Origin of the sequence: Streptomyces sp. SID13726 (assembly GCF_010548375.1) — a bacterium.
Taxonomy (GTDB): Bacteria; Actinomycetota; Actinomycetes; order Streptomycetales; family Streptomycetaceae; genus Streptomyces.
In genome coordinates this window covers 174183-196195 of sequence record NZ_JAAGLY010000001.1, presented here as the reverse complement: position 1 = coordinate 196195, position 22013 = coordinate 174183, and the positions used below count along the sequence as shown (strand labels likewise).

The window sequence follows — 22013 nt, the reverse complement described above, 5'->3', positions numbered from 1 at the left end:
TCAGTCCGCCGCGACCTGGGCGCGCACCCGGTCCCGGATGTCGCGCACCACGCCGGACCGGCTGAACTCCCGCGCGACCCGCACCAGCCAGGCGGCCTCGTCGTCGACGGTCTCCAGCCGCGCCGAGGGAGCCGCGGCCTGCTCCGCGGTCCTGCGGCCGGGTGTGTCGCCGTACGCCCGTCCGGCCCGCTTGTTCTCCAGCGCCGCGGCGATCCGCGCGGCTTCGAGGACCGCCTCCCGGTCGCCCGCCGGGAGGCCGGTGCGGTCCAGTGCCCGTACGGCCCAGTCGAGGGGTTCCGCCTGCTGGTACGGCCGTAGCGCCAGGATGCCGTCCCGGATCTCGATCACCCGGCGATAGCGCGCGAACTCCGCCTGGCGCAGGCCGGGACGGCGGTGTGCGGCCTCCGGGTCCAGCGCGATCTCGGGCAGCTCGGCGTGGATCGCCGTCCACAGGGGTTCCAGGCCCCGGTGGGCGCCCAGGGCCCGCAGCCGTCGTACCGGAGCCGCGATGTGCTCGCCCCAGAAGGTGGCGGTCGCACCGGCGGCGACGAGGACGGCGGTGACCATGCCGAGCGTCGTGGACAGCAGGTCCTCGCCCAGGCCCTGGCCCCCGTCGGCGAGGTTGGCGGCGGCGTCGTCGAGGGTCCACAGCGTCCACACCACCGAGGTCGCCGTGGCCAGCGCGACCAGGCGCAGTCCGGTGCGCAGGGGGCCGGGAGGGGTCCGTCGTTCGTGCCGGAGCAGGGCGCGCGCCAATGTGTACAGACACCAGCCGAGGTAGACGGCGAAGAGCACGTTGTAGGCGGCCAGGACCCAGCCCCGGCCGGGCGCGGCCATGGCCCACGCGCCGTCGTCGGTGACGTCGGCGGCGAGGAACAGGCCCAGTGCGGCGGCCTGGACGGCTGCGGCGGCGCCGATCCGCCGCCGGCGCCGTAGCCGCACCGGTCTGGTCCCCGGCGGATCGAGCGCGAGGGCGACGAGCGTGAGGAAGGTGCCCGCGGCCGCCTTGAGTTCGGAGGTGAGGAGCAGCTCGGTGTCGGGCGAGGGGACGAACCGGTCCATGGCGTCCAGCACGGCCGGGGCGTTGAGGAGCATCGCCGCTCCCACGCAGAGCGCGAACCCGGCCACGTCACGCTGAGCCGGGTCCGCTCCCCCGCCGCGCGCGATCACGAGCCGGTGTCCGGCGAACCCCAGGAAGACCAGGGCCGCGAGACACGCGGTCAGGTTCTCCACGGACTCCGCCGGGCGTCGGGCCTTTCCTGGTTCTGCCGGGCGTCGGGCCCGCCCCGGTTCGACCGGGCTTCCGTCCTGCCCGGGTTCCGCCGCTCGGGCGAGCCGAAGAGGGACCGCAGTCGTACGTCCTCCGGCGCGGCCGGCGCGGGTGCGGCGGCGTCGGCCCGGTCGAGCTGCGCGGCGCGGTTCAGGACGAGGGAGGCCACGAGCTCGGCCTCCTCCTCCTGTGGCTCGGTGTAGACGGTGCGGCCCAGGACCCGCTGGACCAGCGAGGCCGGGAGATGCGGCAGCAGGACCTGGGCCGCGGAGGACGCGGCGGGCGAGGTCTCGTGGTGACCGCACAACAGGTGGGCGATCTCGTGGAGTTGGATGTGCTGCTGGTGCAGGGGGGTGGTGTCGGCGGGGTACAGGATGCGGTCCGCGTGGTCGGTGGTGACGAGCAGTCCGCACGGGAGGTGGGGCCGGGCGGCGACGGGCACGAGCTCGATCGGCCGGCCCCGGGTCCGCGCCAGCATGTCGATGAACCGGGCCGTGTCGAAGGGGGTCGGCAGGTCGAGGTCGTCCACCAGTCGCCGACATCGTTGCCACAGGCGCTTGTCGCTCCGCACGCGCTGCCCCTCTCCCCGTGTCCCCGTGGTCGCCGCGCGTCCACCGCCGCGCCGGGTCAGCCGCCGGTGCCGCCGCCCGTGCCTTCCCGCCTCGCGAGGACGTCGATCATGTCGCTGATCGTACTCACGCCCTCGGGAGAGAGGTTCACCGCACGCAGCGCCACGCTCCGGACGCCCGCGTCCCGCAGGGCGCCCAGCAGCTCCAGCTCCTTGGCGATGGCGGCGCCCTCGGCGTCGTCGAAGAAGTAGGCGACCGGTACGTCGAAGAACTGGGCGAGCGCTTCGAGGTGCCGTTTGGTCGGGTTGTCCCGGCGCCCGGTACGCAACTGCCACATATAGGTGGCGGAGAAGCTCTCCCCGGTGGCCTCGCGGCACGCCCGGGCGACCTCCTCATGGCTGAACTGCTCGCGGTTGGGCCGCCGTACGATACGGAACAGCGCGTCGATCTTCTCCGCGAGGGTGGTCGGCGAAGACGCTTCGGCGGCACTCACGTGCGGCCTCCCCTCCGGTACGGCATCAGCCTTGATGGAACGAACCCAGGACTTCCGTCCACCCTAGCTTACGCGCCGGTACGGTCCGGCGGTCTCAGGAGGAGCGGGTCAGCCTGGCGGGATCCCCCGACGCCCCGAAGCCGTCGTCCTTACCCGGAGTCAGCGCCGGACCCCAGCCGTCGAGCACCGGATTCGCGTGTACGACGCGGTAGAGCAGGGGGTAACCACCCACGACAGCTGAAATGAATGCAGGGCTACCGATATCAGCTAGGATGAATATCACGGGCCGCCCCGCGACCCGCCGAAGAACCATGCCTCGTTGAGGGAGCCACCAGACGATGAACCGTCGTTTCGTCCAGACCGCAGGCGCGGTGTTCGCCGCCGCGGCGTTCCTGACCGTCGTGACCGCAGTGCCCGCCTCCGCGGAGAAGGCGGTCTGCATCTACTACAACCCGTACACCGGGGAGTACAGCAACGCCCCCTTCGAGGGCGTCACCAACCAGACCTACTACGACCCCGGCACCGGCACGTACAGCAACTCCTGCTGACCGGGGGCGCGTTCAGGGCCGCAGCCGGGCCTTCCAGATCTCCTCGCTGGGCCAGCTGCGCGCCCAGGCCGCGGCGACCTCCGGGTAGTCGCGGTGCGCGGACTCGGGCGCCTGGATCTCGATCAGATCGTCCACGACGAAGCCGTACGACCGGAGCAGCCGCAGCATCTCACCGTGCGCCACGGTGAACTCGGCCCTCTCCCCGTCGCCGTGTCGGCCCATCCCGAACTGCGCGCGCAGCAGGGCCGGTCCGGCCCGGCCGTCGCCCGGGGCGCACAGCGCGAACAGCGGCGACCGTCTCACGAACACCAGGTGCCCGCCCGGCCTGAGCACCCGCGCGGCCTCCGGGATCCACCGGTACGGATCGCACCAGAGCGAGGCGCCGAACTCGCTGACGGCCAGGTCGAAGGCCGCATCCCGCAGCGGCAGGCGCTCGGCGTCGGCGAGCACGAGCGGGAAGGCGATGCCGAACTCCCGCTGCATCGAGCGCGCGGTGTCCAACTGCTCGCGCGAGAGATCGACCCCGACCGGCCGGGCACCGGCACGGGCGAGCCGTGCGCACACGTACGCGGTCCCGCAGCCGAGTTCGACCGCGTCCATTCCGGCGATGTCGTCGGGGAACACCCGCACCCGCGACTCCGGGGTGTTCCACAGCCCCCAGCCCGGCTCGGTCCGGCGCCAGTGGTCACGGGCGAGCGGACCGTGCCACGCCGACGCCTGCTCGTCCCAGTACCGCCGGTTCAACGCCACATGGCCGGCCCCGCTCTCCGTAGCAGTCATGGAGTCATTGCACCCGCTCCGGACGCCCCGGCCAACCGATTTCCGGCCCTCGCGCGCACGGTGGGGCGGGACCTTCAGTCGGTCTTGCGCCAGCGGGTGCGGAGGGTGAAGGCGGCGCTCTTGGGGCGGCGTTCGCGGGTGAAGACGCCCTTCTTGTTGCCGTCGACGCGGAAGACGCCGGGCGCGGTGGCGAAGTCGGCGAAGTGCCAGACCTGTTCGCCGACCACGGCGTCGACCCGGTCGAACACCCGGTGGTACACGTCGAGCAGGGCGCTCTGGTACTCCTCCGTCCAGGGGCTGGGCACGGCGCTGCGCAGGCCGGGGTAGGTGTCGGCGCCGTACTCGGTGATGACGATGGGCTTGTCGTGCCGCCGGGCCCAACGCCGCAGTTCGGCCTCCAGCTCGGTCTCGGCGGCAGCGAGGTCGTCGGGGCCGAAGTACCAGCCGTAGTACCGGTTGAGCAGCACGACGTCGAACAGGTCGGTGACCGCGCACTGTTCGGGCGTTCCCATCAGCGCGTTGGCGTAGGCGATGGGCCGGGTCGGGTCCAGGCGGCGGGCCTCGGCGGCGAGCGGGGCGAAGTAGTCGCGGGCCTCCGGCTGGACGTTGTCGGGCTCGTTGGCGAGGGACCACAGGACGACGCTGGGGTGGTTCTTGTCGCGGGCCACCAGCTCCCGGATCGCCTGGAGATGGGTGCGCCGGGCGGCCTCCCCGATGGTGCCGGCGGAGAACGTGTCCGCCTTCTCGCCGCCCGCGAAGACTCCCCCGGCGATGTTGAGGTTCTGGCCGACCGCCGCGGTTTCGTCGATCACGACCACGCCGTGCCGGTCGGCGTAGTCGAGGACCTCTTCCGCGTACGGGTAGTGCGAGGTCCTGAAGGAGTTCGCGCCGGTCCACTCCATCAGCGCGAAGTCGTGCACCATCAGGGCGTCGTCGTGCCCTCTGCCGCGCACGGCGGCATCCTCGTGCTTGCCGAATCCCTTGAAGTAGAAGGGAGTTCCGTTGATCAGGAACTGCCTGCCCCGCGCCTCCACCGTGCGGACGCCGACCGCCTGCCGGTAGTCGTCGACGAGGTCCCCCGCCAAGTCCCGCAGTGTGGCCCGGAGTTCGTAGAGATAACCGTCGCCCGGCGCCCAGGGATGCACGTCGGACACCCGCAGCACACCGGTCGCTCCGGCGGCGGTGGCCACCTCGGTGCCGGAGGCGTCGTGCAGCGACACCAGGACCGCGGTGTCCGTCTCCCCGGTGCTGTCCACCTCGTAGGCCACCACGCCGGTCGTGCCGTCGAAGGTCGTGGTCACGGTGATGTCGCTGATGCGGGTGTGCGGTGTGGTGTGGAGCCAGACCGGGCGGTGCAGGCCCGCGTAGTTGAAGAAGTCGTGGAAGTACCGCTGCCTGCGGCGGCCGTCCGCGCCCTCCTCGACCCGGCCCGGGGGTATCGACTCCCAGGTCAGTTCGTTGTTGACCACGGCGGTGACACGGTTCGCGGCCCCCGGGCGCAGATACTCGGTCACGTCCGCCTCGAACGGCGTGTAGCCGCCTTCGTGTACGACGACCTCGGCGTCGTCGACCCAGACGGTGGCCCGGTGTGTGGCCGCGTCGAACCGCAGCACGATCCGCTCCCCCGCCCACCGGGCCGGCACCCAGGTGCTCGTCTGGTACCAGGCGTCGCCGACGTGGTCGCGGACCGTCACGTCGGGGAAGATGTCGTTGTAGCTGGCCGGTACCGGGATGTCCACGGCGGCGGCGAGCGGGGCGCGCCACCAGCCCTCGGTGCGGCCCGCTCCCTCCGGGTCGAGCCGGAGCCTCCACAGGCCGTTCAGGGAACGGCGTTCACGGGTGGGGCCGTCCTGCGGACGAAGCATCGTCGGTTCTCCTGTTCCTCGCGTGGGAGTCACGCGATAGGTCGTTACGCGGCAGGTCACTTGATGCCGGTGCTCGCGATCCCCTGGATGAAATGCCGCTGAAGTGCCAGGAAGAGCAGGATGATCGGCGTCACGACGGTCACCGCGCCGGCGAGCAGCAGGCCGTAGTCGGTGCCGTTGGCGCCCACCGAGAACAGGGCGAGCGCGACGGGCAGGGTGTAGTGGTCCTCGGTCTGCGCGATCACCAACGGCCAGAGGAAGTTGTTCCATTGGGCGAGGAAGGTGAGGATCGCGAGGGTCGCCAGAGCGGGCCTGCACAGCGGCAGGATCACACGCAGGAAGGTCCGCACCTCGCCCGCGCCGTCCAGACGGGCCGCCTCCACAAGGGAGTCGGGGACGTCCCGGATGAACTGGCGCATGAGGAAGACGCCGAGCGGTGTCACCAGGAAGGGCAGGATCAGCCCGAGGTAGGAGTTGCTCAGCCCCATGTTGCTGACCAGGACGAAGAGCGGCACGAAGGTGGTGACGCCCGGGATGATCAGCATGGTGAGAACGAGCCCGAAGAGCAGGCGTTTGCCGGCGAACTCCAGCTTGGCGAAGGCGTATCCGGCCATCGAGCAGAACAGCAGGTTGCCCAGCACGCAGGCCACGGCGACCAGCGTGCTGTTGAAGAAGTAGAGCCCGAAGTTCTGCTTCGACAGCAGCTGCTCGAAGTTGGTGAGCGTCGGGGCGGCGGGGAGCCAGCTGCTGGGACGGGCGACGATGTCACCGGTCGGCCTGACCGACCCGAGGAACATCCAGGCGAACGGCGCGAGCGTCGCCAACAGGCCTGCCGTCAGGGCGCCGTAGAGAAGGATGCGACGGTTCGTCATGTCAGTCCTTCGCTCGGAAGACGCGGAACTGAAGGAGACTGAGGAGCCCGATCGCGATCACCAGAACATAGGAAGCCGCGGCGGCTGCACCGTAGTTGCCGAAGCCGAACTGCTCGTACGCGTAGTAGCTGATCGACGTCGTGCTGTCCAAGGGACCGCCGCTCGTCATGACGAACGGCTCCTCGAAGAACTGGAGGTAGCTGATGCTCAGCAGCACCGCGACGACCAGGGTGGCCGGCCGGAGCAGCGGCAGGGTGATGCTGCGGAAGGCGCGCCAGCGGGTGGCGCCGTCCATGCGGGCCGCCTCGTGGAGTTCGGCGGGCACGGCCTGAAGTCCCGCCAGGAAGATCACCATGGGGATGCCGAAGTGGCGCCACACCGCCATCAGGATGAGCGCGGGCATCGACCAGTGCGGGTTGTTGAGCCAGTCCGGGCCGTGGATTCCCACGGCGGAGAGGGCCGAGTTGATCATCCCGTCCGGCTTGTAGAGGTACCGCCACACCACCGCGATGGCCACGACGCTCGTCACCACGGGGGCGAAGTAGGCGACCCGGAAGAGCGCCTTGCCGCGCTGGATACCGGAGTTGAGCGCGACGGCGAGCGCCAGGGCGATGACCATCGTCAGCGGGATGCCGACGGCGACGAAGTAGAGGGTGTTCAAGACGGCGCGCACGAACACCGGATCGGCGAACAGGTCACGGTAGTTGGCGAGGCCGACGAAGTTCACGCCGAACGGTGTCCGCACGTCCCTGCTGGTGATGTCGGTGACGCTCATCGACAGCGAGGAGAGCACGGGCCAGAGTCCGAAGGTGGCGAACAGCGCGACGAACGGCGAGCAGAAGCCCCAGGCGATCAGCGTGCGGCGCAGTCTTCCCGACACGGCCTTGGCGGGCGCCGTCGGCTGGGGCGCCGGTGCGGGGCGGCACGGGGCTTCGACGGAGGCGGGCGAGGTCATCGCTTGTTCCCGGTGCCGATCGCCGACGCCTTGGACTGGATCTCCTCCAGAGCGGCCTTCGGTGAGGTGACTCCCTTGGCGACCTTCTCGATCTCGGCGTCCACCACCGCGGTGACCTGCTTCCAGGTCGTGGTGGTCGGGCCCGGCTGCGCGGTCTCCAGCTGGGTGCGGAAGACCTCCAGGGCCGGGTCGGTCGCGAGCTTGCCCTCCTTCCATGCGGACTGCACGGCGGGCAGGTCGCCGGAGAGCGCGTACCACTCCTTCTGCTGTTCGGGGCCGGACATCCAGCGGATGAACTTCCAGGCCGCCTCACGGTTCTCGGCGTCCTTGAACACCGCCCACTGCCCGCCGCCCATGTAGCTGGCGTCGGACACGGGACCCGCCGGGAGCGGGGCGATCCCCACCTTGTCCGCGACGAAGGAGGCACCGCCGGCCGACTTCAGCAGGCTCTCCTCCCACGGTCCCGAGATGAGGGCCGCGGTGGACCCGGCGACGAACTCCGGCTCGATCTCCCCGAGGCTCACCGGGCCGTTGCGGCTCACCGTCTTCGAGGTGAAGAACGACCGGTAGAACTCCAGCCCCTTGAGCGCCTCGGGGGTGTCGAAGGTGAACGCCGAGTTGTCGTCGTCGGTGAGCCGGGCCCCGGCCTGCCACATGAACGGCAGGACGCCCTGCCAGCTCTGCGCCGCGCCGGTGGGCAGCGACAGGCCCCACTTGGCGCCCTGCTTCTGGAGGGCCTTGAGGAACGGGCCGTACTCGTCCCAGGTCTTCGGCGCGGACACTCCGGCGGCCCGCGCCATGTCCTTGCGGTAGAAGAGGGAGCGGGTGTCGACGTACCAGGGCACGCTGTACGTGGCCCCTTCGAAGGAACTGCTGCGGGTGGCCCCCGGGTAGAAGGCCGAGTCGTCCACGAGCTGGGGCGGGACCTGCTCCAGCCCTCCCGTGGTCGCGAACATCGGGATGTCGACAGTTCCCACCAGAGTGGCGTCAGGGGTGTCGCCGGAGGCGATCGCGGTCTCGACCTTCTTGCCGTAGTCCTGCCACGGCACCGCCGTGACCTTCACCTTCACGCCGGGGTTCGCCTTCTCGAACCCGGCGGCCAGCTTCGGCAGGAGTTCGCCCTCCGTGCCCATGGCCCACACGGTGAGGGTGCCGGTGGCGGGTGAGCTGTCGATGGGGGCACTTGCGGAGCCCGGGCTCTGCCGGGTGTCGGTTCGCCCGCAACCGGCCAGAAGCAGCGCCGCGACCGAACCCACGACGAACGTCCTGACGACCTGTGATCTGAAGAGCATGGTCCGTTCCTCTCCACCTGATGAATGCGTGAGCGGCTCCGCGCACGTCTGGTGTGGGGTGAGCGAGACGGTACAGCGAAAACAGAACAGGTGCCATACTTTCGACAGGGCGAAGTCGGCCCGCCATCACGTCGCCCTAGGGTTGGTGCCATGACCGAAGAGATCCGCCCAGCCGCCCGACGGGGGCCGTACGCCAAGAGCGCCCGGCGCCGCGCCGAGATCATCGGCTCCGCCACGGCCGTCTTCTCCTCGCGCGGCTACCGGGGCGGGTCCCTGCGGGAGATCGCCAAGCAGCTCGATCTCAGCCTGACCGCCGTCGTGCACCATTTCCCGAGCAAGAGCGACCTCCTCGTGGCCGTCCTGGAGAACGCCGACTTCGCCGGCGGCGACTCCTTCGACTCGGACAGCAGGGCGGAAGGCGTCGCGTACGCCGTCATGCGCTACGTCCGCCGGAACCTCGACCGCCCCGAGATGCTCCGGCTCCTCGCCCTCATGGCAGCGGAGTCATCGGCCCCGGATCACCCCGCCCACCAGTGGTTCCGTGACCGATACGAACGAGTCGTCGCCATCGTCGCCACCGCCATCCACCGGGATCAGACCGAAGCCCGCATCTCCAACACCAGGAACCACCACGAGATGGCGGAGTCCCTCGTCGCCCTCTGGGACGGACTCCAACTCCAGTGGCTCATCGACCCGCGCCGCGATCTGGCGGGCCGGATGACGGGGGCGCTGGAGGATCTGCTGGGGACGCGGGCTCCGGTGAAGGGGTCGTCTTCTTCGCGAGGATGAGCGGGACAAGGATCCGGTGAGAGGTGTGGGGATGAGCTTCCGGTTGGCCGCGTACGCCGTGTGCGTCAAGGACGGGCAGGTGCTGCTCGGTCATTGCATGTCGCGTACGGGCGAACCCGGTTGGACTCTTCCGGGCGGTGGGGTCGAGCACGGCGAGGACCCGTTCGACGCGGTGATCCGGGAGGTCGCCGAGGAGACCGGCTACGACGCCGTGGTCGAACGCCTCCTGGGCGTGGACTCCCGAGTGATCCCCGCGGCCGAGGCGCGGGCAGGGACCGCGCACCAGAACGTCGGCGTCTTCTACGAGGTCCGCATCACGGGCGGCCGGCTTCGGCCCGAGCCGAACGGCGACATCGCCGAGTCGGTCTGGACCCCGCTCCCCGAGGTCGCCCGCCTGCGCCGGTCGTCGCTGGTCGACGTCGGTCTGGCCATGGCCCGGACCCGTCCGCCGACCGGCCACGTCGCCCCTGTCCCGGTCGGCGGTCTGCTCCAGCACTGAGACGCCGGGGCTGCCGCAACGCGCACGACGACACGGTCACCGGTCCATTCGGGGCCACCTCGATGACCGCCGACCCTCAGCCCACTCGGCCGCGCGATACGCCGGTCCGCGCTGATGCCGTACGACCCAGCCTGGCCCGCCGCACGAGGGACGCGGCACTCCGCTCCCACTCGGGGTACCCGAAGGTGAACCCGGCCGCGCGCAGCCGCCCCGGCACCACCCGACGGCTCTTGAGCAGCAGTTCCGTGTCGGAGCGCAGCGCGAGCGCGCCCAGCTCGGCCATCCAGCGGGTCGCCGGCAGACCCACCGGGACACCCCAGGCGGTGCGCAGCGCCCGCATGAAGTCGCGGTGCGGAAGGGGGCCGGGCGAGGCGAGGTTGACGGGCCCCTCGACATCGTCCCGGCCGATCAGGAACTCCACCGCTCGCACGAAGTCCGCGTCATGGATCCAGGAGACGTACTGCGCGCCACCGGCCACCGGTCCGCCCAGCCCGAGTCGCACCAGCCGGGACAGTACGTCGAACACTCCGCCGCGGTCCGGGCTCATGACCATCGCCGAGCGCAGCGCCACCTTGCGGGTCGCGGGCGTCCGCGCCTCCGCCTGCGCCCGTTCCCAGTTCCGCGCGATCTCCACGCTGTACGCCCAGTAGTCGGGCACCCCGGCCTCCGAGCCGCCCATCACCCCGGTCTCCTCGTCGTGGGCCGCGTCGAAGCGGTGCGCGTAGATCGTCGCCGTACTCATCTGCAACCAGAGCCGCGGTGGCCGCGCGGCGGCAGCGATGGCCTCCCCGACCACCCGCGCCGAATCCACCCGGGAATCCATCATGGCCCGCAGGTTCTCGTCCGTATAACGGCACGAGACGCTGCGCCCGGCCAGGTTGATCACCACATCGCTGCCGTCGACGACCTCGGCCCAGCGACCGAGCGTGACTCCGTCCCAACCGACGTCCTGCGCCCGCACGGGACGCCGCGTCAAGACCGTGACCTCATGCCCGGCCGCCGTCAGCGCCCGATCGAGAACCGCACCCACCTGCCCGGTGCCGCCCGGCAGCACTACCTTCATCGAACCCCCTCGGTCTCTTCCGGCCTCTAGCGTAACCCTTCTTTTTGAACACGTTCAACTCTTCGGGTCGGTGGGCATCTGCTCCGCCGTGGGCCGTCACCAGCGGACCGGCAGCTCCTCCAGACCGCCGACCAGAATCCCTGACCGGCGCTTCAACTGGTGGGCCGGTACCGCGAGTTCGAGGGTCGGGAGCCTCTTGAGCAGGGTGGCGAGGACGGTCCTCAGTTCGTTGCGGGCGAATTCCCGGCCCACGCAGATCTGGGGACCGTACCCGAAGGTGAGATGGGGGTTCGGGGTGCGTCGTAGATCCATCCGGTCGGGGTGCGGGAAGACGGTCCCGTCACGGTTGGCCGCGGCGATCTCGGCCATCACGGTGCAGCCTCGGGTGAGCGTCGTACCGCCGAAATCCATGTCGGCGGAGAGGTAACGCGGCAGTGCGAAGCCGTGGTTGGCGTCGAAACGCAGCGCTTCCTCCACCGCGTTGGGTACGAGCCCGGGGTCGGCCAGCAGTTCGCGCCACCGATCGCGATCGGCGAGCAGCATCGCGGTCATCTTGCCGATCATCTGGGACGTGGTCTCGTGCCCGGCGACGAGCAGACCGATTCCCGCACTCGCCAGTTCGGCCTCGTCGAAGCGTCCGTCGCCCGCGTCGACGATCGCGGTGAGTTCGCTGATGACGTCGTCGCCGGGGGCGGCACGCCTGTTCTCGATGTGCGCGATCATGTAGGCGTAGAAATCGCCTGCGGCCTGGTCCATCTCGCTCCGCGTGTGGCGGGTGAGGCTGAGCAGGACCGTCGACCACCGCAGAATCCGCTCCTGGTCCTGGTGCGGGACGGCGAGAGCCTCGCAGATCACCCACAGCGGCAGCGGACGCGCCAGGGCACCGACGAGATCGGCGGGACCCGGGCGGGCGGTCATGGCGTCGATGAGCTCGTCGGCCTTCGCGGCGATGCGCGGGCGCAGTTCGTCGAGCCGCCGCCCGGTCAGGGCCCGGGTGAGGACGGAGCGCCAGCGGGTGTGGTCGGCGCGGTCGAAGTCGGCCTCCGCCATGCCTTCCTCGTCGGGATCGGGCTGGTGGAACAGTCCGCCGTCCTCGGAGTCGTCCAGCCGAGTGGTGTCCTCCGCGGCCAGGTTCCGGCGGAACCTGCGGTCGGCGAACAGCTTGCGGACGTCTTCGTAGCGGGTCAGCAGCGCGGTCTCGTCACCGCCTGGGGTGCGTACCCACGTCACGGGGCATTTCTCGCGTAACTCGGCCCATTGGGCGGGCGGTTCGAGGGCGTCGGCGCCCGCGAAGGGGTAGTCCTGGGGGTCTGTGTCACCGTGGCCGGTGGTCGAGGGCATGTCGTGGTCCTGCCTTTCTGGGCGTGGCGATGTCATCGCTGGTGCTGCGCGCCGCACCGGTAAGGAATGCGCGGCCCGGACCTGGTGCCGAGGTTCGCGTCGCGGGTGCCGCCGGCCGAGGCGGGATCCGCGGACGGGACAGCCATCGGCTCTCGGCGACCGGCTGCCCGCTCGGGTGATCAGCCTGCCTGCGCCGCCGCCGTGTGCCGCAGGAACTCGGCCAGCACGGAGCCGTCCTGGTCTCCCAGGCCCGCCGCCAGGGCTTGGTCGATGAGTCCGCGGCTCGCTGCCAGCTGGGCCATTGGCGCTCCCACGGATGAGGCCAACGCGTCGATCAGCGACAGGTCCTTGGCCACCAGAGTCAGCGTCATGTGGGTCACGGCTTCCCGCGGCCGTACGAAGTTCTCCCGGTTGTACAGCACGAAGGGGGCCGCGGCCGCACTCTGCGTGAAGGCGTCGTAGGCGTCCGACCGCTCGATACCGGCACGCTCCGCGAGCACCAGGGACTCGGCGAGGGCCGTACCCAGCGACAGGAGCAGTGAGTTGATCGCCAGTTTCATGACGCTGCCCATGCCCGAGCCCCCGAAGTGCAGCACCCGGGTGGCCAGGATGTCGATGACGGGGCGCACTTGGTTCAGGGACTCCTCGGGACCGCCCGCCAGAACGGTGAGTTCACCGCGTTCGGCCAGCTCGACCGATCCGGACACCGGAGTGTCGAGCAGGACGGCGTCGCGTTCCCGGACCAGGGGCACGAGCGACTTCACCGTACGAGGGGAGATCGTGCTGGTCTCCAGCACCGTCGTACCGGGGCGAAGGCCGGCGAGGAGACCGTCGGGTCCGTGGTAGACCTCGCGCACTGCCGTGTCGTCGGTGAGGGAGACGAGGACGATGCCGGCGGACGACGCCGCCTCCCGTGGCGAGTCGGCCACCTGAGCGCCCGTCTCGGCCGCGACGTCCAGCGCCCGTTCCTTCGTACGGTTGGTCACGGTCACGCCGTATCCCGCCCGGCGCAGGCGCACCACCATGGGGCGGCTGAGGCGGCCGAGGCCCACCACGGCCACCCCCAGCAGGGCATCGCTCATACGACGCCCCCGTTGAGGCTGAGGTTCACGCCGTTCGCCGCCGGGTTGTGCAGCAGGAAGAAGGATCCGTCGACCATGTCCCGCATGGTGGGAAGGACTCCGGTCAGAGTCCGCTTACGGGCGCCTTCCAGGACCGGCTCGTTGCCCGCCCAGTAAGGGCTGTCCCCCACGACGCCCGGATGGATGGCGTTGACGCGGATCGGGGCCAACTCCCGGGACAGGGTGGCCACCAGGCCCATCACACCGGCGTTCACCGTGGTGACCGTGGTGGACCCGGGGTACGGCATGTCCTTGGCCAGACCGCCGAACAGCAGCACCGAGCCGGTGGGCGAGATGCGTGAGCGCAGGGCATGGACGACGGTCGTGTAGCCGACCAGCTTGGCCACGGCCAACTCCGTTGCCCCGGCTATGTCGTAGTCGCCGATCGTGTTGCTGTCGCGCCGCATGCCCGCGAGAACGACCGAGTCCACCCGCTCGATGTCCCCGAGCGCCTTCTCGATGCCCTCGGGCCTGGAGAGATCGACGGCGATGCCGCGCACCCGCCCGCCGTCGCCCCCGCCACCGAGGTCTGCGGCTACCTTCTCCGCGCGTGCGCTGTCGCGGCCGGCGATGACCACGTGGGTGCCGCGCTCGGCGTAGGCGGCGGCCAACTCCCGGCCGATGCCTGAAGTGCCGCCGACGATGAGGACCTGGCTCGTCATGATGTTCCCCTCCAAAGAAGCAAGTGCCCTTGTCGGTAACCAGGTTGGTGCCGATGCCCTATCGAGTCCAACGAAATGTATTGACAGCTGTTATCGGATCTGACGATTATTGACGCGTGGAGATAAGGCAATTGCGGTATTTTGTCGCCGTGGCCGAAGAACTCAGTTTCACCCGCGCCGCATCCAGGCTCTTCGCCGCCCAGTCGACCGTGTCGGCGGCCGTCCGCGCCTTGGAGGAGGAACTTCAGGTCTCGCTCTTCGACCGCTCGACCAGAACGGTGGCCCTGTCTCCGGCCGGAGCGGTGTTCCTGCCGGAGGCCAAGACCGTTGTCGCGGCTGCCGAGAGAGCCGGAGAGGTCGTCGGCGAAGCGGCACAGAGGCTGCGGGGCAGTCTGCGGATCGGCACGATGACCCGTATCACCGCTCTCGATCTGCCGCGCCTGGTCGGAGCCTTCCGGCAGCGTCATCCGCTGGTCGACATCCGGATCCAGGTCTCCGGCACCGGGTCCGGCGGCATCGCCGAGGACGTGCGACGCGGTCGACTCGACGTCGGCGTCGTGGCCCTGGGCCCCGGTGAGGCCCACGACCTGGACCTGCGGCACATCGCCACCGTCCCGTACACGGTGATCGTGCCCTCGGGGCATCCACTGGCGCGGCAGGAGAGCATCACCCTCAGGGACCTGGCGCACGAGAACTTCGTCGACGGGGCAGTCGGCTTCGGCAGCCGCACCGCCATAGACCGGGCGTTCGGTGAACTCGGCATCAATCGCCGCGTATCGGTTGAGATAACGGACATCGCGACGGCTGTTTCGTATGTGCGGGCCATCGACGGCGCGGCCGTCATACCGCGCTTCGAGGCGACGGACATGACGGGAGTGACGGTCAGGCCGCTGTCCGGCTCGGGGCTCGCGCTCACGCTGTCGTTCGCGGTGCGCGCGGGACGTGCTCCGAGCCCGGCGGTCTCCGCGTTGCTGGATCTCAGCTCCAACTACACCCGCGATGACGGGACGTTCTGATCCGAGCTGAGTCGAGAACGGCGGGCACGAGCGGGCCGTGCGGAACCGCGCCGACCGCGACCGCGCCGACACCGTGTCGGCTCACAGCTTCGCGGCTCGACGTCCGGTGCATGCCTTCCGAGAGCCTCGACGGCACTGCTTGGCCTGCTGACGGCCACCTTGGAACTGCTCGCGCAACGGGGACAGGAGAGCTTGACGCTCCGCGAGATCACGGACCGGGCCGACGCCGTTGTCGCCGCGGTGAGTTACCACTTCGGGTCGCTGAAGGGGCTGTGCGAGTCGGCGATCGAGCGGGTGATGCAACAGCATCTGGACGCGCGGTCCTGGCCGTCGAGTCCCTGGGTGTCACGTCGACGCTGGACGAGCTGGCGGACGCGTTCGCCCGGCTGGTGCTGCGTGCGCTGAGGGCCGGTGGGCGGGATCTGGCGGTGATGCGGACCGTGGCGCGCGTCGGAATCGATCCGCCCGAGGGGTGGGGGCGACTGGTCGAGGGGGGCGGCTGGTCGAGGGGTGGGGGCGACTGGTCGGCGAGTTCGGCCAGGCCCGCCAGGATGCCGTGCGGGTGCTGACGGCGGACCTTCCGGGAGCCGACGAGCAGGAACTGATCTTCCGGACGCGATGCGCCGCCGGCATGCCGAACTGGCTCGCGTTGGCGCCCATCGGTGCCGAGTTGGCCGCCATGCCCACCGAGGAGGTCGAGCGACAGCTGACCCCAGTGGCGGCCGGAGCGTTCCACGGGTACCCCGCAGTCGACCCCTGACCAGCGCGAAAGCGGTCCACGTAGCGGCCAAGGGCGACGTCCTGGACGTCCAGGGTTTCAAGGACCTGTTCGCCGAGGACGGCGTGTTCAACAACGTCGTGGCCGGGGAGAGTTATCGCGGCGAGCGCCTGGGGGACCCGGTCCTCTCGATGAGCCGGGTGGTGCCCGACATCCACCGGGAACTCCACCGGTTCCCTGTGATGGGCACCATCGTGGGCGTCGAGCTGACCATCGAGGGCACCTTCGGCGGGCCGTTCGAAACACCGGCCGGCATCATCCAGCCGACCGGCGCGAAGCTCAGCCGGACTTCGCCTCCCCCGTCGCCGCATCGACGGAGGCCGGCAGCTGACCGAGGCTGCCGATCCCGGGGAGGGGTGCGTCTGCCGAACAGACGCTCCCCTCCCCCTTTCTCTCATTTCTCCCGTTTCTCCGCACGGCCTCTACGCCGACGGTCGAGCGCTGTCTGAGGTCAGCAACCACGCCACGAGGGTGCGCCAGCGATCGGGCTGATCGGTGTCGCGCGGCCCGACGAGATAGACCTCCTCGACGAGATCGGCGGAGCGCAGACCGTTCCGGGCGACGAAGGAACCCACAGCGGCGTAGGTGAGGTCGAGGTCGTCGTGCGGGCCGCGGTGGGTGGCGACGGCGGCGCTCCGCAGCGGCAGATGGAGCTCCCGCACGGAGACGGCCGCTCCGGGCAGCGGCGGTGGCTCGGCGGGGAGATAGACGGTGGCACGGCCGTGGCCCTCGGTGAGGAGCGTATGTTCGTAGCGGCCACCGGGCGGGAGCACCGGACGTCTGCCGACGGCCCCGTCGAGATCACGCATCGCGGCGTCGTACCAGCTGAGTCCGGCTCCGGGCGGAACGTCCAGGGAGACGGCGAGGACGCGCTGAGGGGGCAGAACCTCAAGGCCCACGGCCCGTTGAGCCTGCGGGTCGAGAAGCTCCCGCAGTGCCTGGACCGCTCGCTGGGTGCGACCGAGCCGGTCTTCGAGCCGGCGCAGATGGGCCGCGACGATCTCTTGCGCCGCGCCTTGGCCCATCGCGTCCCCACCGGCGGACTCGGCCTCGGCATCGAGGAAGCGCCGCAGGTCCGCCAGCGGGAGGTCGAGTTCACGCAGCCGTCTGATGGTCAGCGCGGGCCGCGCCTGAGCCGGCGTGTAGTAGCGGTAACCCGTGGCCGGGTCGACCTCCGCGGGGAGCAGGAGTCCCTGCTCGTGGTAGCGGCGCAGGGCACGGATGCTCAGGTGCGTGATGCGGGAGAACTCTCCGATGGTCAGTCGCTCGGTCACGGTGTCCTCCTGGTGTCCGCCTCCGGACGGGTGCCCTCTCGGTGTCAGGGGGCGATGTCCAGCTGGGTGATCTTCCCCTGCGCGTCGCGAGTGAAGGCGAAGCGGAGGGTGACCGGGCTGCCGGGGAAGTCGCCGAAGACCTCCGCCACAGCCTTGCACTCGGTGGAGGTGCCGGTGACCTCACGCATGTCATAGCGCACGGAAGGGACCTCTGCGCGCCAGCGGCGCACTGCCGTGAGCCCGTGGTGGCTGCGGCCGTCGTCGTGTACGACGACATCGTCGCCGAAGAGCGAGAAGTAGCGCTCGCGGTCGGGGTCGACCGCCGCTTGGAAGTACTCCTCGGCAAAGCCCTGGATGTCCTGCATGGTCTTCTCCTGTGCTGGGGTACCGGGGAGGGAATCAGAGGGTCCGTATGGTGCCGCCGTCGACGACGTGTTCGGTGCCGGTGACCGCGCTCGCCCGGTCCGCGGCGAGAAACGCGATCACCTCGGCCACTTCTTCGGGCTCGGCGGGCCGGACCGGCGGGATGCCGCCGAGGACCCGCATCAGCTCATCGAGGGCGGCCCACCGGGAGACGCCGTGCTCGCTCATCCCGCGCGCGAGCAGGTGCTCGGCACCATCGACGCGGATGAACCCGGGCACGACCGAGTTCACCCGGACACCGGCCGGGGCGACCTCGTTCGCAAGTCCCTTCCTGTAGGTGGCCAGGGCGCTCTTGGTCACGGCGTACGCCAGCGTCGAGTGGTGCAGCGGCATACGGCGCTGGATGGATGTGACGTGGACGACGCCGCCCGACCCGCGCGCCACCATCCCCACCGGCCGGGGAACGGCAGCTGCCCACGACATCCGGGACCCCGACCAGCTCACCCACCGCCGCAGCCGCCGCGCGACACCATCGCGGCTGCTCAGGTCGGCCCGGACGAAGAGGGGGTCCGCGGTCCGCGGCGGCGTACGCGCGATGGCGACGCCCCACGCCTCGGCGTCACCGAGCCGGCGCGCCGTCGCCACCCCGAGTCCCTTGCTCGCGCCCGCCACCACGCCGGAGCATCCGTCGAAATCAGCTCTGCTCATGACCGCGAGCCTGAACCCTCCCGCGGGGAGAGACTCAAGCTCCGTCCCTCCAGCCACCTTCATCGACGTTCACCGCAGGGACCTCATGAACAGCTCGTGGATGTCGCATCCAAGGAGCAGTGGGAGGTCCCGGTGGCATGGCCCTCCGTGTCGATGAGTCGATGAGCGGAAGGCAACACGGCCGACGGGCATGACGGACGGGGCGCGAGCAGCCGTAGGCCTAAGAAAGCCGCAGGTCAGGTGCCCTTTGTCGCAGGCTCCAGAATCGCCACACACTCCACATGATGAGTCATAGGAAAGGGATCAGCCTGGACAAGTCACAGAAACGACCAGGTCAGAGCCGGTTTATCGGCCCGCTGCCCTGCGTGCGGGCACCCAGAGCGTCACAGCCGATGGCCCGTTCCGCCGACTCGTGGCAGACCGAGCTGCCACAACAAGCATCCAGCAGGCTCCGCCTCGCTCACTCCAGACACCAGCTCGCTCATCATGACCCGCGCCAAGTCTTCGGCCTCCATAATGGAGTCATGCGCTCCAGCCCACAGCACCCCGTACGCACCCCGAGGGACGTCTCGGGCACGGACGCCGAGGACTTCGCACTGTACCGGGAGAAGTTCCGCCGCCGCCTGCCGGAGTCGCTGGACGAACTGCACGGGCCGACCCACGGTGTCGTGGAGCTGCCGCTGCACATGGCCTGGTCCGGGATGACCTCATACGACCTGGGCAAACCACGCCAGTGTATGGGCCTGTACCGCACCGTCCTGCACGAGGGCCTGGACGACGACCTGCCTCGCTACCTCAACCAGGACCTACTTCTCCATTTGTGGCCGGTGCTACGCACCCTCGTCGGCCGCACCGTGCGCACCGTATGGGAAGACGCCTTCCCCCAGCTCGCCTCCCGCGCCCGAGCAGCCGCGTGACGGACATGCCGGAGCTGCACACGCGGCTCCTGGCGGATGTGATCGCGCTCGGCTCCCCGTATCCCCTTGTTCTCACCGGCGGATACGCCGTGCGGGCGCACCGCCTCGTGAACCGCCCGAGCCAGGACCTCGATGTCGCCACCGAGAACCCGGCGCCGATGGCCGACATCGCGGCCGTGGTTCGCGCCGGTCTGGAAGCCCGGGGCTGGCAGGTGCAGGCACTGGAGACCGCCCCATTGTCCGCCCGCTTCACAGTGTCCGACCCAGCCACCGGGCAGGAGTGCGAGGTCGACATCCTCAAGGAAGTCTTCTGGCGGCCAGTCACCCAAAGCCGGTACGGACCCGTCCTGGCGGAGGAGGATGTGGTCGGGACCAAGGTCCGTGCGCTTGCCGACCGTGGCGCGCCGCGCGACCTCATCGATGTGTTCGCAGCGTCCCGCCGCTGGAACACTGCTGATCTCCATGAATTCGGCAGAAGGCACGCCCGCGGCCGCTTCGAGCTCGAAGACCTGCAGGCAAACCTCGCCGGAGCCGAGTGGACTGACGACGAAGCCTTCGCTGCCTACGGTCTCAGCGACGCCGCGATCTCTGCTCTCCGAGCGTGGGCTCTGGAATGGGCCGACGATCTCGCAGCCCAGCTTCTCAATGAATCAGACGAACCGGACACTCAATGACAGGCACCCAAAGCGCAACTCGTGGAACTCGCGACGAAGGGAACACGCTGTGAGGGCCGCCTGAAGCCCACACATCGTGAACCCTTCTTGGCATGGGGAGTCCCTGGCACCCCGTACGGCCGCGCGAGGTGCCCTCCAAGCACCGCCGCGAGGAGGCGGGCCGCGGCCATGGTGCACCCGCCGGCGGCGCCCTGCGCTAGCAGAGGTTCCTTCACCAGCTCATTCACAACGCCTGGCAAGCCTGCTCGAGCCGATACACATCTCTGTCCCGCACTCCGAACTCCTGCCTGAGTCGATCCAACGCAACCCAGCAGCGCTCAGCACTCTGCAACGTCCCGTACGCCTCGAAGTGCACCAGTTCCAAGCCTGCCGCCGTGCGAGCAGTTGCGGGGTGGTCGTCACCTAACACCCGCCCTTGCAAAGGAAGTGTCTCAGCGAAGAGATCGAGTGCCTCTTTCGTGTGCACTCCTGACTCGTGGTAGGCGCAGGCCAGTTCGTAGGCGGTGGAGAGGACGTCAGGATGCGCCCGCCCCAGGACGTACTGCTGCGCTGCGAGTACAGCTTCGCCCGTCGCCACGGCGTCCCGGCAACACCCCGCCACGCGTTCGGCAACAGCACGACGACTCTTGGTGAGCAAAGTGTCCTGATGATCGGCGCCGAGCCGGGTGGTCTGCACGACGAGCGTTTCCTGGGCAAGTTCCACAGCGTCCGCGACGTGTCCGCAGCTTCCCAGCGGGATGATCATGGCAGAGGTGCACCTCAGCGTGTCGAGCCCCGTGGGTCCACACACCGAGATGCGGCGCTCTCTCAACACCGCCCCCAGCTTCACCGCATCGGCATAACGGTGGGCGGATGTGTACGCGCGCAGGAGGACATCACCGACGCGCAGCACAGCCGCATCATCCTGCGTAAAGAGCTCCATCCCGCGTCGGTACAGCACCTCAACCCGAGCCATGATCGCCTGCCAGCGCCCCAGGTCGGACATGTGGTCGTATGCCGCGGCCAGCACGGTCAGGGCCTCACGAGTGACGAGCTCTTGGGGATGGCAGGCGAGGAAAGACGGCAGCACGAGCTGCCATCGCTCCCTCGCGCGACCCCGGTCCGGCACAGAATCACGGGGGTCCAACGCCACTAGCAGGACATCGGCCCAACGTGCGGCCTTGCGCTTCTCTTCCTGTGCAAGGAGCCCTCGAACGGTAGTGCAGTACACCGGGCTGACGTGCAGAAGAGCGTCATCAAACGTGCTCAGGCCGCACTTGCCCAGGACGGGAAACGCCTTGCTCAGCTCGGCTGGATGGAGAGCGATCTCCGTACTGAGCGTGTCATCGTCGGGGCGGTACAGCGGGCGCGGGCCGATGGAGCGGGCGGGCAAGGGGGTGGGGCCGAGCAAGGCTGCCGCGTCCAGTAGATGGACTGTCCATCGGTCCGTAGACGCCAGGGAGTTGCGTGCCTCTTCGATTCTGGCGACGAGAGATCCGGGGTAGCGGTCAGGGCCGGCTCCCCCGAGGATGGCCCGCGGGTGGTCACGCAGCGCATTCAGGAAACCGTCGACTGTGCAGCCGCGCTTGAGCCAGGCTTCCGCGTACGCAAGTGCCAAGGGGAGGTTGCCGAGGGCAGCCGCGATTCGCCCGGCATCCTCGGTACCGAGCGAGCCGATGTTCGTACGGAGATAGTCGATCGCCTCCTGTCTGTCCCAAGGGCCGACGGGCACGACCTCCGCCCATCCACCCCACTCGGCCGCCGATCCGGAGGATGTGATCAATACATGTCCGGCTGTGTCACCTCCCTGGAATCGGTCGTAGTCGGCCCAGCCGCGCAGGCCGTCGATCACCACCAGTGCGGGCCTTCTGCCGACATCCGGTGCGCTCTCTGCCTCCGCCGCTGAGTCCTCATGGGCCAGCTTGCCGTCCCTGGCACTGATCCAGTGCACGGATCCGAACCGTGAGGCGTTGAGGTGCGCCCACTCAGCGGCGATGTGGCGCTTGCCGACACCGAACGGGCCGACGAGCACGGTCGTCCCCCATGGAGCCTGGGACAGGCGCCGATCCAGCACGGCCAAGTGGTGCCGTCGCCCCCAGAAACGCGGATTGCGTGGCGGTACAACGCCCGGTCCACGTCCCGGCCCCGGTTCAGGAATACGTGCCCGCAGGGCGGCAGTCTCATT

The 22013-nt window shown here is 69.7% G+C and carries 24 protein-coding genes; 8 read left to right on the top strand and 16 right to left on the bottom strand.

Translation table 11 applies throughout. The features are described 5' to 3' along the window. The 3 genes from G3I78_RS00830 to G3I78_RS00820 are packed head-to-tail and all read right to left on the bottom strand — an operon-like array spanning position 1 to position 2332. On the bottom strand, positions 1 to 1233 hold the full coding sequence (locus G3I78_RS00830) for an MAB_1171c family putative transporter (RefSeq protein ID WP_164420753.1): 1233 nt from the start codon (positions 1231 to 1233) through the stop codon (positions 1 to 3). Then, complete coding sequence (locus G3I78_RS00825; RefSeq protein WP_203614047.1) at positions 1221 to 1841, bottom strand: ParH-like protein; 621 nt, start codon at positions 1839 to 1841, stop codon at positions 1221 to 1223. Before G3I78_RS00825 ends, G3I78_RS00830 begins: the two co-directional genes overlap by 13 nt. A gap of 56 nt (positions 1842 to 1897) precedes the next feature. After that, complete coding sequence (locus G3I78_RS00820) at positions 1898 to 2332, bottom strand: helix-turn-helix domain-containing protein (protein ID WP_164420752.1); 435 nt, start codon at positions 2330 to 2332, stop codon at positions 1898 to 1900. 338 nt (positions 2333 to 2670) lie between these two features. Here G3I78_RS00820 and G3I78_RS00815 point away from each other — a divergent pair, with 338 nt between their 5' ends. Continuing rightward, positions 2671 to 2880 (top strand): hypothetical protein, encoded by a 210-nt coding sequence (locus G3I78_RS00815; protein WP_164420751.1) that lies wholly within the window; start codon positions 2671 to 2673, stop codon positions 2878 to 2880. A gap of 12 nt (positions 2881 to 2892) precedes the next feature. Here G3I78_RS00815 and G3I78_RS00810 read toward each other — a convergent pair whose 3' ends face one another. The 5 genes from G3I78_RS00810 to G3I78_RS00790 all read right to left on the bottom strand — a co-directional run bounded on the left by G3I78_RS00810 (position 2893) and on the right by G3I78_RS00790 (position 8644). Next, positions 2893 to 3660: a class I SAM-dependent methyltransferase gene (locus G3I78_RS00810; protein ID WP_164420750.1), complete on the bottom strand. Its 768-nt coding sequence runs from the start codon at positions 3658 to 3660 to the stop codon at positions 2893 to 2895. 74 nt (positions 3661 to 3734) lie between these two features. Then, a complete protein-coding gene (uidA, locus tag G3I78_RS00805; RefSeq protein WP_164420749.1) occupies positions 3735 to 5525 on the bottom strand; it encodes a beta-glucuronidase in 1791 nt (596 codons plus the stop codon). Between the two features lie 56 nt (positions 5526 to 5581). Continuing rightward, positions 5582 to 6397 carry a carbohydrate ABC transporter permease gene (locus G3I78_RS00800; protein WP_164420748.1) on the bottom strand — a complete coding sequence of 272 codons (816 nt, stop codon included), beginning with the start codon at positions 6395 to 6397 and terminating at the stop codon, positions 5582 to 5584. Position 6398: 1 nt separating this feature from the next. After that, on the bottom strand, positions 6399 to 7352 hold the full coding sequence (locus G3I78_RS00795) for a sugar ABC transporter permease (protein WP_164420747.1): 954 nt from the start codon (positions 7350 to 7352) through the stop codon (positions 6399 to 6401). Beyond that, positions 7349 to 8644, bottom strand: a complete 1296-nt coding sequence (locus tag G3I78_RS00790; RefSeq protein ID WP_164420746.1) for a sugar ABC transporter substrate-binding protein — start codon at positions 8642 to 8644, stop codon at positions 7349 to 7351. Before G3I78_RS00790 ends, G3I78_RS00795 begins: the two co-directional genes overlap by 4 nt. Positions 8645 to 8794: 150 nt before the next feature. Here G3I78_RS00790 and G3I78_RS00785 point away from each other — a divergent pair, with 150 nt between their 5' ends. Beyond that, the gene (locus G3I78_RS00785; protein ID WP_164420745.1) at positions 8795 to 9433 is read left to right on the top strand and encodes a TetR/AcrR family transcriptional regulator; all 639 of its coding nucleotides are present in this window, start codon (positions 8795 to 8797) and stop codon (positions 9431 to 9433) included. A 31-nt stretch (positions 9434 to 9464) separates the two neighbouring features. Then, positions 9465 to 9932, top strand: coding sequence for an NUDIX hydrolase (locus G3I78_RS00780; RefSeq protein ID WP_164420744.1), 468 nt, complete (start codon positions 9465 to 9467; stop codon positions 9930 to 9932). Between the two features lie 76 nt (positions 9933 to 10008). Here the strand turns inward: G3I78_RS00780 and G3I78_RS00775 are convergent, their stop codons facing one another. The 4 genes from G3I78_RS00775 to G3I78_RS00760 all read right to left on the bottom strand — a co-directional run bounded on the left by G3I78_RS00775 (position 10009) and on the right by G3I78_RS00760 (position 14119). After that, entirely contained in the window at positions 10009 to 10995 is a 987-nt protein-coding gene (locus G3I78_RS00775) for a TIGR01777 family oxidoreductase (RefSeq protein WP_164420743.1), read from the bottom strand. A gap of 96 nt (positions 10996 to 11091) precedes the next feature. Beyond that, the gene (locus tag G3I78_RS00770) at positions 11092 to 12336 is read right to left on the bottom strand and encodes a cytochrome P450 (RefSeq protein ID WP_164420742.1); all 1245 of its coding nucleotides are present in this window, start codon (positions 12334 to 12336) and stop codon (positions 11092 to 11094) included. A gap of 179 nt (positions 12337 to 12515) precedes the next feature. Next, a complete protein-coding gene (locus G3I78_RS00765; protein ID WP_164420741.1) occupies positions 12516 to 13418 on the bottom strand; it encodes an NAD(P)-dependent oxidoreductase in 903 nt (300 codons plus the stop codon). Then, positions 13415 to 14119 carry an SDR family NAD(P)-dependent oxidoreductase gene (locus G3I78_RS00760; protein ID WP_164420740.1) on the bottom strand — a complete coding sequence of 235 codons (705 nt, stop codon included), beginning with the start codon at positions 14117 to 14119 and terminating at the stop codon, positions 13415 to 13417. Before G3I78_RS00760 ends, G3I78_RS00765 begins: the two co-directional genes overlap by 4 nt. Positions 14120 to 14235: 116 nt before the next feature. Between G3I78_RS00760 and G3I78_RS00755 the strand changes: the two genes are divergently transcribed. From G3I78_RS00755 to G3I78_RS51620, 3 genes are all read left to right on the top strand, one after another. Next, entirely contained in the window at positions 14236 to 15135 is a 900-nt protein-coding gene (locus tag G3I78_RS00755; RefSeq protein WP_343243619.1) for a LysR family transcriptional regulator, read from the top strand. A gap of 192 nt (positions 15136 to 15327) precedes the next feature. Continuing rightward, entirely contained in the window at positions 15328 to 15540 is a 213-nt protein-coding gene (locus G3I78_RS51625) for a hypothetical protein (protein ID WP_239157569.1), read from the top strand. 67 nt (positions 15541 to 15607) lie between these two features. Next, a complete protein-coding gene (locus tag G3I78_RS51620) occupies positions 15608 to 15895 on the top strand; it encodes a hypothetical protein (protein WP_239157568.1) in 288 nt (95 codons plus the stop codon). A 440-nt stretch (positions 15896 to 16335) separates the two neighbouring features. Here the strand turns inward: G3I78_RS51620 and G3I78_RS00745 are convergent, their stop codons facing one another. The 3 genes from G3I78_RS00745 to G3I78_RS00735 are packed head-to-tail and all read right to left on the bottom strand — an operon-like array spanning position 16336 to position 18258. After that, a complete protein-coding gene (locus G3I78_RS00745; protein ID WP_164420739.1) occupies positions 16336 to 17187 on the bottom strand; it encodes a MerR family transcriptional regulator in 852 nt (283 codons plus the stop codon). A 44-nt stretch (positions 17188 to 17231) separates the two neighbouring features. Further along, positions 17232 to 17552: a nuclear transport factor 2 family protein gene (locus G3I78_RS00740; protein WP_164420738.1), complete on the bottom strand. Its 321-nt coding sequence runs from the start codon at positions 17550 to 17552 to the stop codon at positions 17232 to 17234. 34 nt (positions 17553 to 17586) lie between these two features. Next, complete coding sequence (locus tag G3I78_RS00735; RefSeq protein WP_164420737.1) at positions 17587 to 18258, bottom strand: SDR family oxidoreductase; 672 nt, start codon at positions 18256 to 18258, stop codon at positions 17587 to 17589. Between the two features lie 524 nt (positions 18259 to 18782). Here G3I78_RS00735 and G3I78_RS00730 point away from each other — a divergent pair. After that, on the top strand, positions 18783 to 19175 hold the full coding sequence (locus G3I78_RS00730; RefSeq protein WP_164420736.1) for a hypothetical protein: 393 nt from the start codon (positions 18783 to 18785) through the stop codon (positions 19173 to 19175). 5 nt (positions 19176 to 19180) lie between these two features. Then, entirely contained in the window at positions 19181 to 19849 is a 669-nt protein-coding gene (locus G3I78_RS00725) for a nucleotidyl transferase AbiEii/AbiGii toxin family protein (RefSeq protein WP_203614043.1), read from the top strand. 223 nt (positions 19850 to 20072) lie between these two features. On the opposite strand, the gene G3I78_RS53075 is transcribed toward G3I78_RS00725, so the two are convergent. Continuing rightward, on the bottom strand, positions 20073 to 21860 hold the full coding sequence (locus G3I78_RS53075) for a tetratricopeptide repeat protein (RefSeq protein ID WP_164420734.1): 1788 nt from the start codon (positions 21858 to 21860) through the stop codon (positions 20073 to 20075). Positions 21861 to 22013: the final 153 nt, after the last annotated feature.

Excerpts from the sequence above, each read along its gene's own strand:
- G3I78_RS00815 (WP_164420751.1), top strand. The coding sequence starts at position 2,671 with ATGAACCGTCGTTTCGTCCAGACCGCAGGCGCGGTGTTCGCCGCCGCG.
- G3I78_RS00810 (WP_164420750.1), bottom strand. The coding sequence starts at position 3,660 with ATGACTGCTACGGAGAGCGGGGCCGGCCATGTGGCGTTGAACCGGCGG.
- uidA (WP_164420749.1), bottom strand. The coding sequence starts at position 5,525 with ATGCTTCGTCCGCAGGACGGCCCCACCCGTGAACGCCGTTCCCTGAAC.
- G3I78_RS00800 (WP_164420748.1), bottom strand. The coding sequence starts at position 6,397 with ATGACGAACCGTCGCATCCTTCTCTACGGCGCCCTGACGGCAGGCCTG.
- G3I78_RS00795 (WP_164420747.1), bottom strand. The coding sequence starts at position 7,352 with ATGACCTCGCCCGCCTCCGTCGAAGCCCCGTGCCGCCCCGCACCGGCG.
- G3I78_RS00790 (WP_164420746.1), bottom strand. The coding sequence starts at position 8,644 with ATGCTCTTCAGATCACAGGTCGTCAGGACGTTCGTCGTGGGTTCGGTC.
- G3I78_RS00785 (WP_164420745.1), top strand. The coding sequence starts at position 8,795 with ATGACCGAAGAGATCCGCCCAGCCGCCCGACGGGGGCCGTACGCCAAG.
- G3I78_RS00780 (WP_164420744.1), top strand. The coding sequence starts at position 9,465 with ATGAGCTTCCGGTTGGCCGCGTACGCCGTGTGCGTCAAGGACGGGCAG.
- G3I78_RS00775 (WP_164420743.1), bottom strand. The coding sequence starts at position 10,995 with ATGAAGGTAGTGCTGCCGGGCGGCACCGGGCAGGTGGGTGCGGTTCTC.
- G3I78_RS00770 (WP_164420742.1), bottom strand. The coding sequence starts at position 12,336 with ATGCCCTCGACCACCGGCCACGGTGACACAGACCCCCAGGACTACCCC.
- G3I78_RS00765 (WP_164420741.1), bottom strand. The coding sequence starts at position 13,418 with ATGAGCGATGCCCTGCTGGGGGTGGCCGTGGTGGGCCTCGGCCGCCTC.
- G3I78_RS00760 (WP_164420740.1), bottom strand. The coding sequence starts at position 14,119 with ATGACGAGCCAGGTCCTCATCGTCGGCGGCACTTCAGGCATCGGCCGG.
- G3I78_RS00740 (WP_164420738.1), bottom strand. The coding sequence starts at position 17,552 with ATGCAGGACATCCAGGGCTTTGCCGAGGAGTACTTCCAAGCGGCGGTC.
- G3I78_RS00735 (WP_164420737.1), bottom strand. The coding sequence starts at position 18,258 with ATGAGCAGAGCTGATTTCGACGGATGCTCCGGCGTGGTGGCGGGCGCG.
- G3I78_RS00730 (WP_164420736.1), top strand. The coding sequence starts at position 18,783 with ATGCGCTCCAGCCCACAGCACCCCGTACGCACCCCGAGGGACGTCTCG.
- G3I78_RS00725 (WP_203614043.1), top strand. The coding sequence starts at position 19,181 with ATGCCGGAGCTGCACACGCGGCTCCTGGCGGATGTGATCGCGCTCGGC.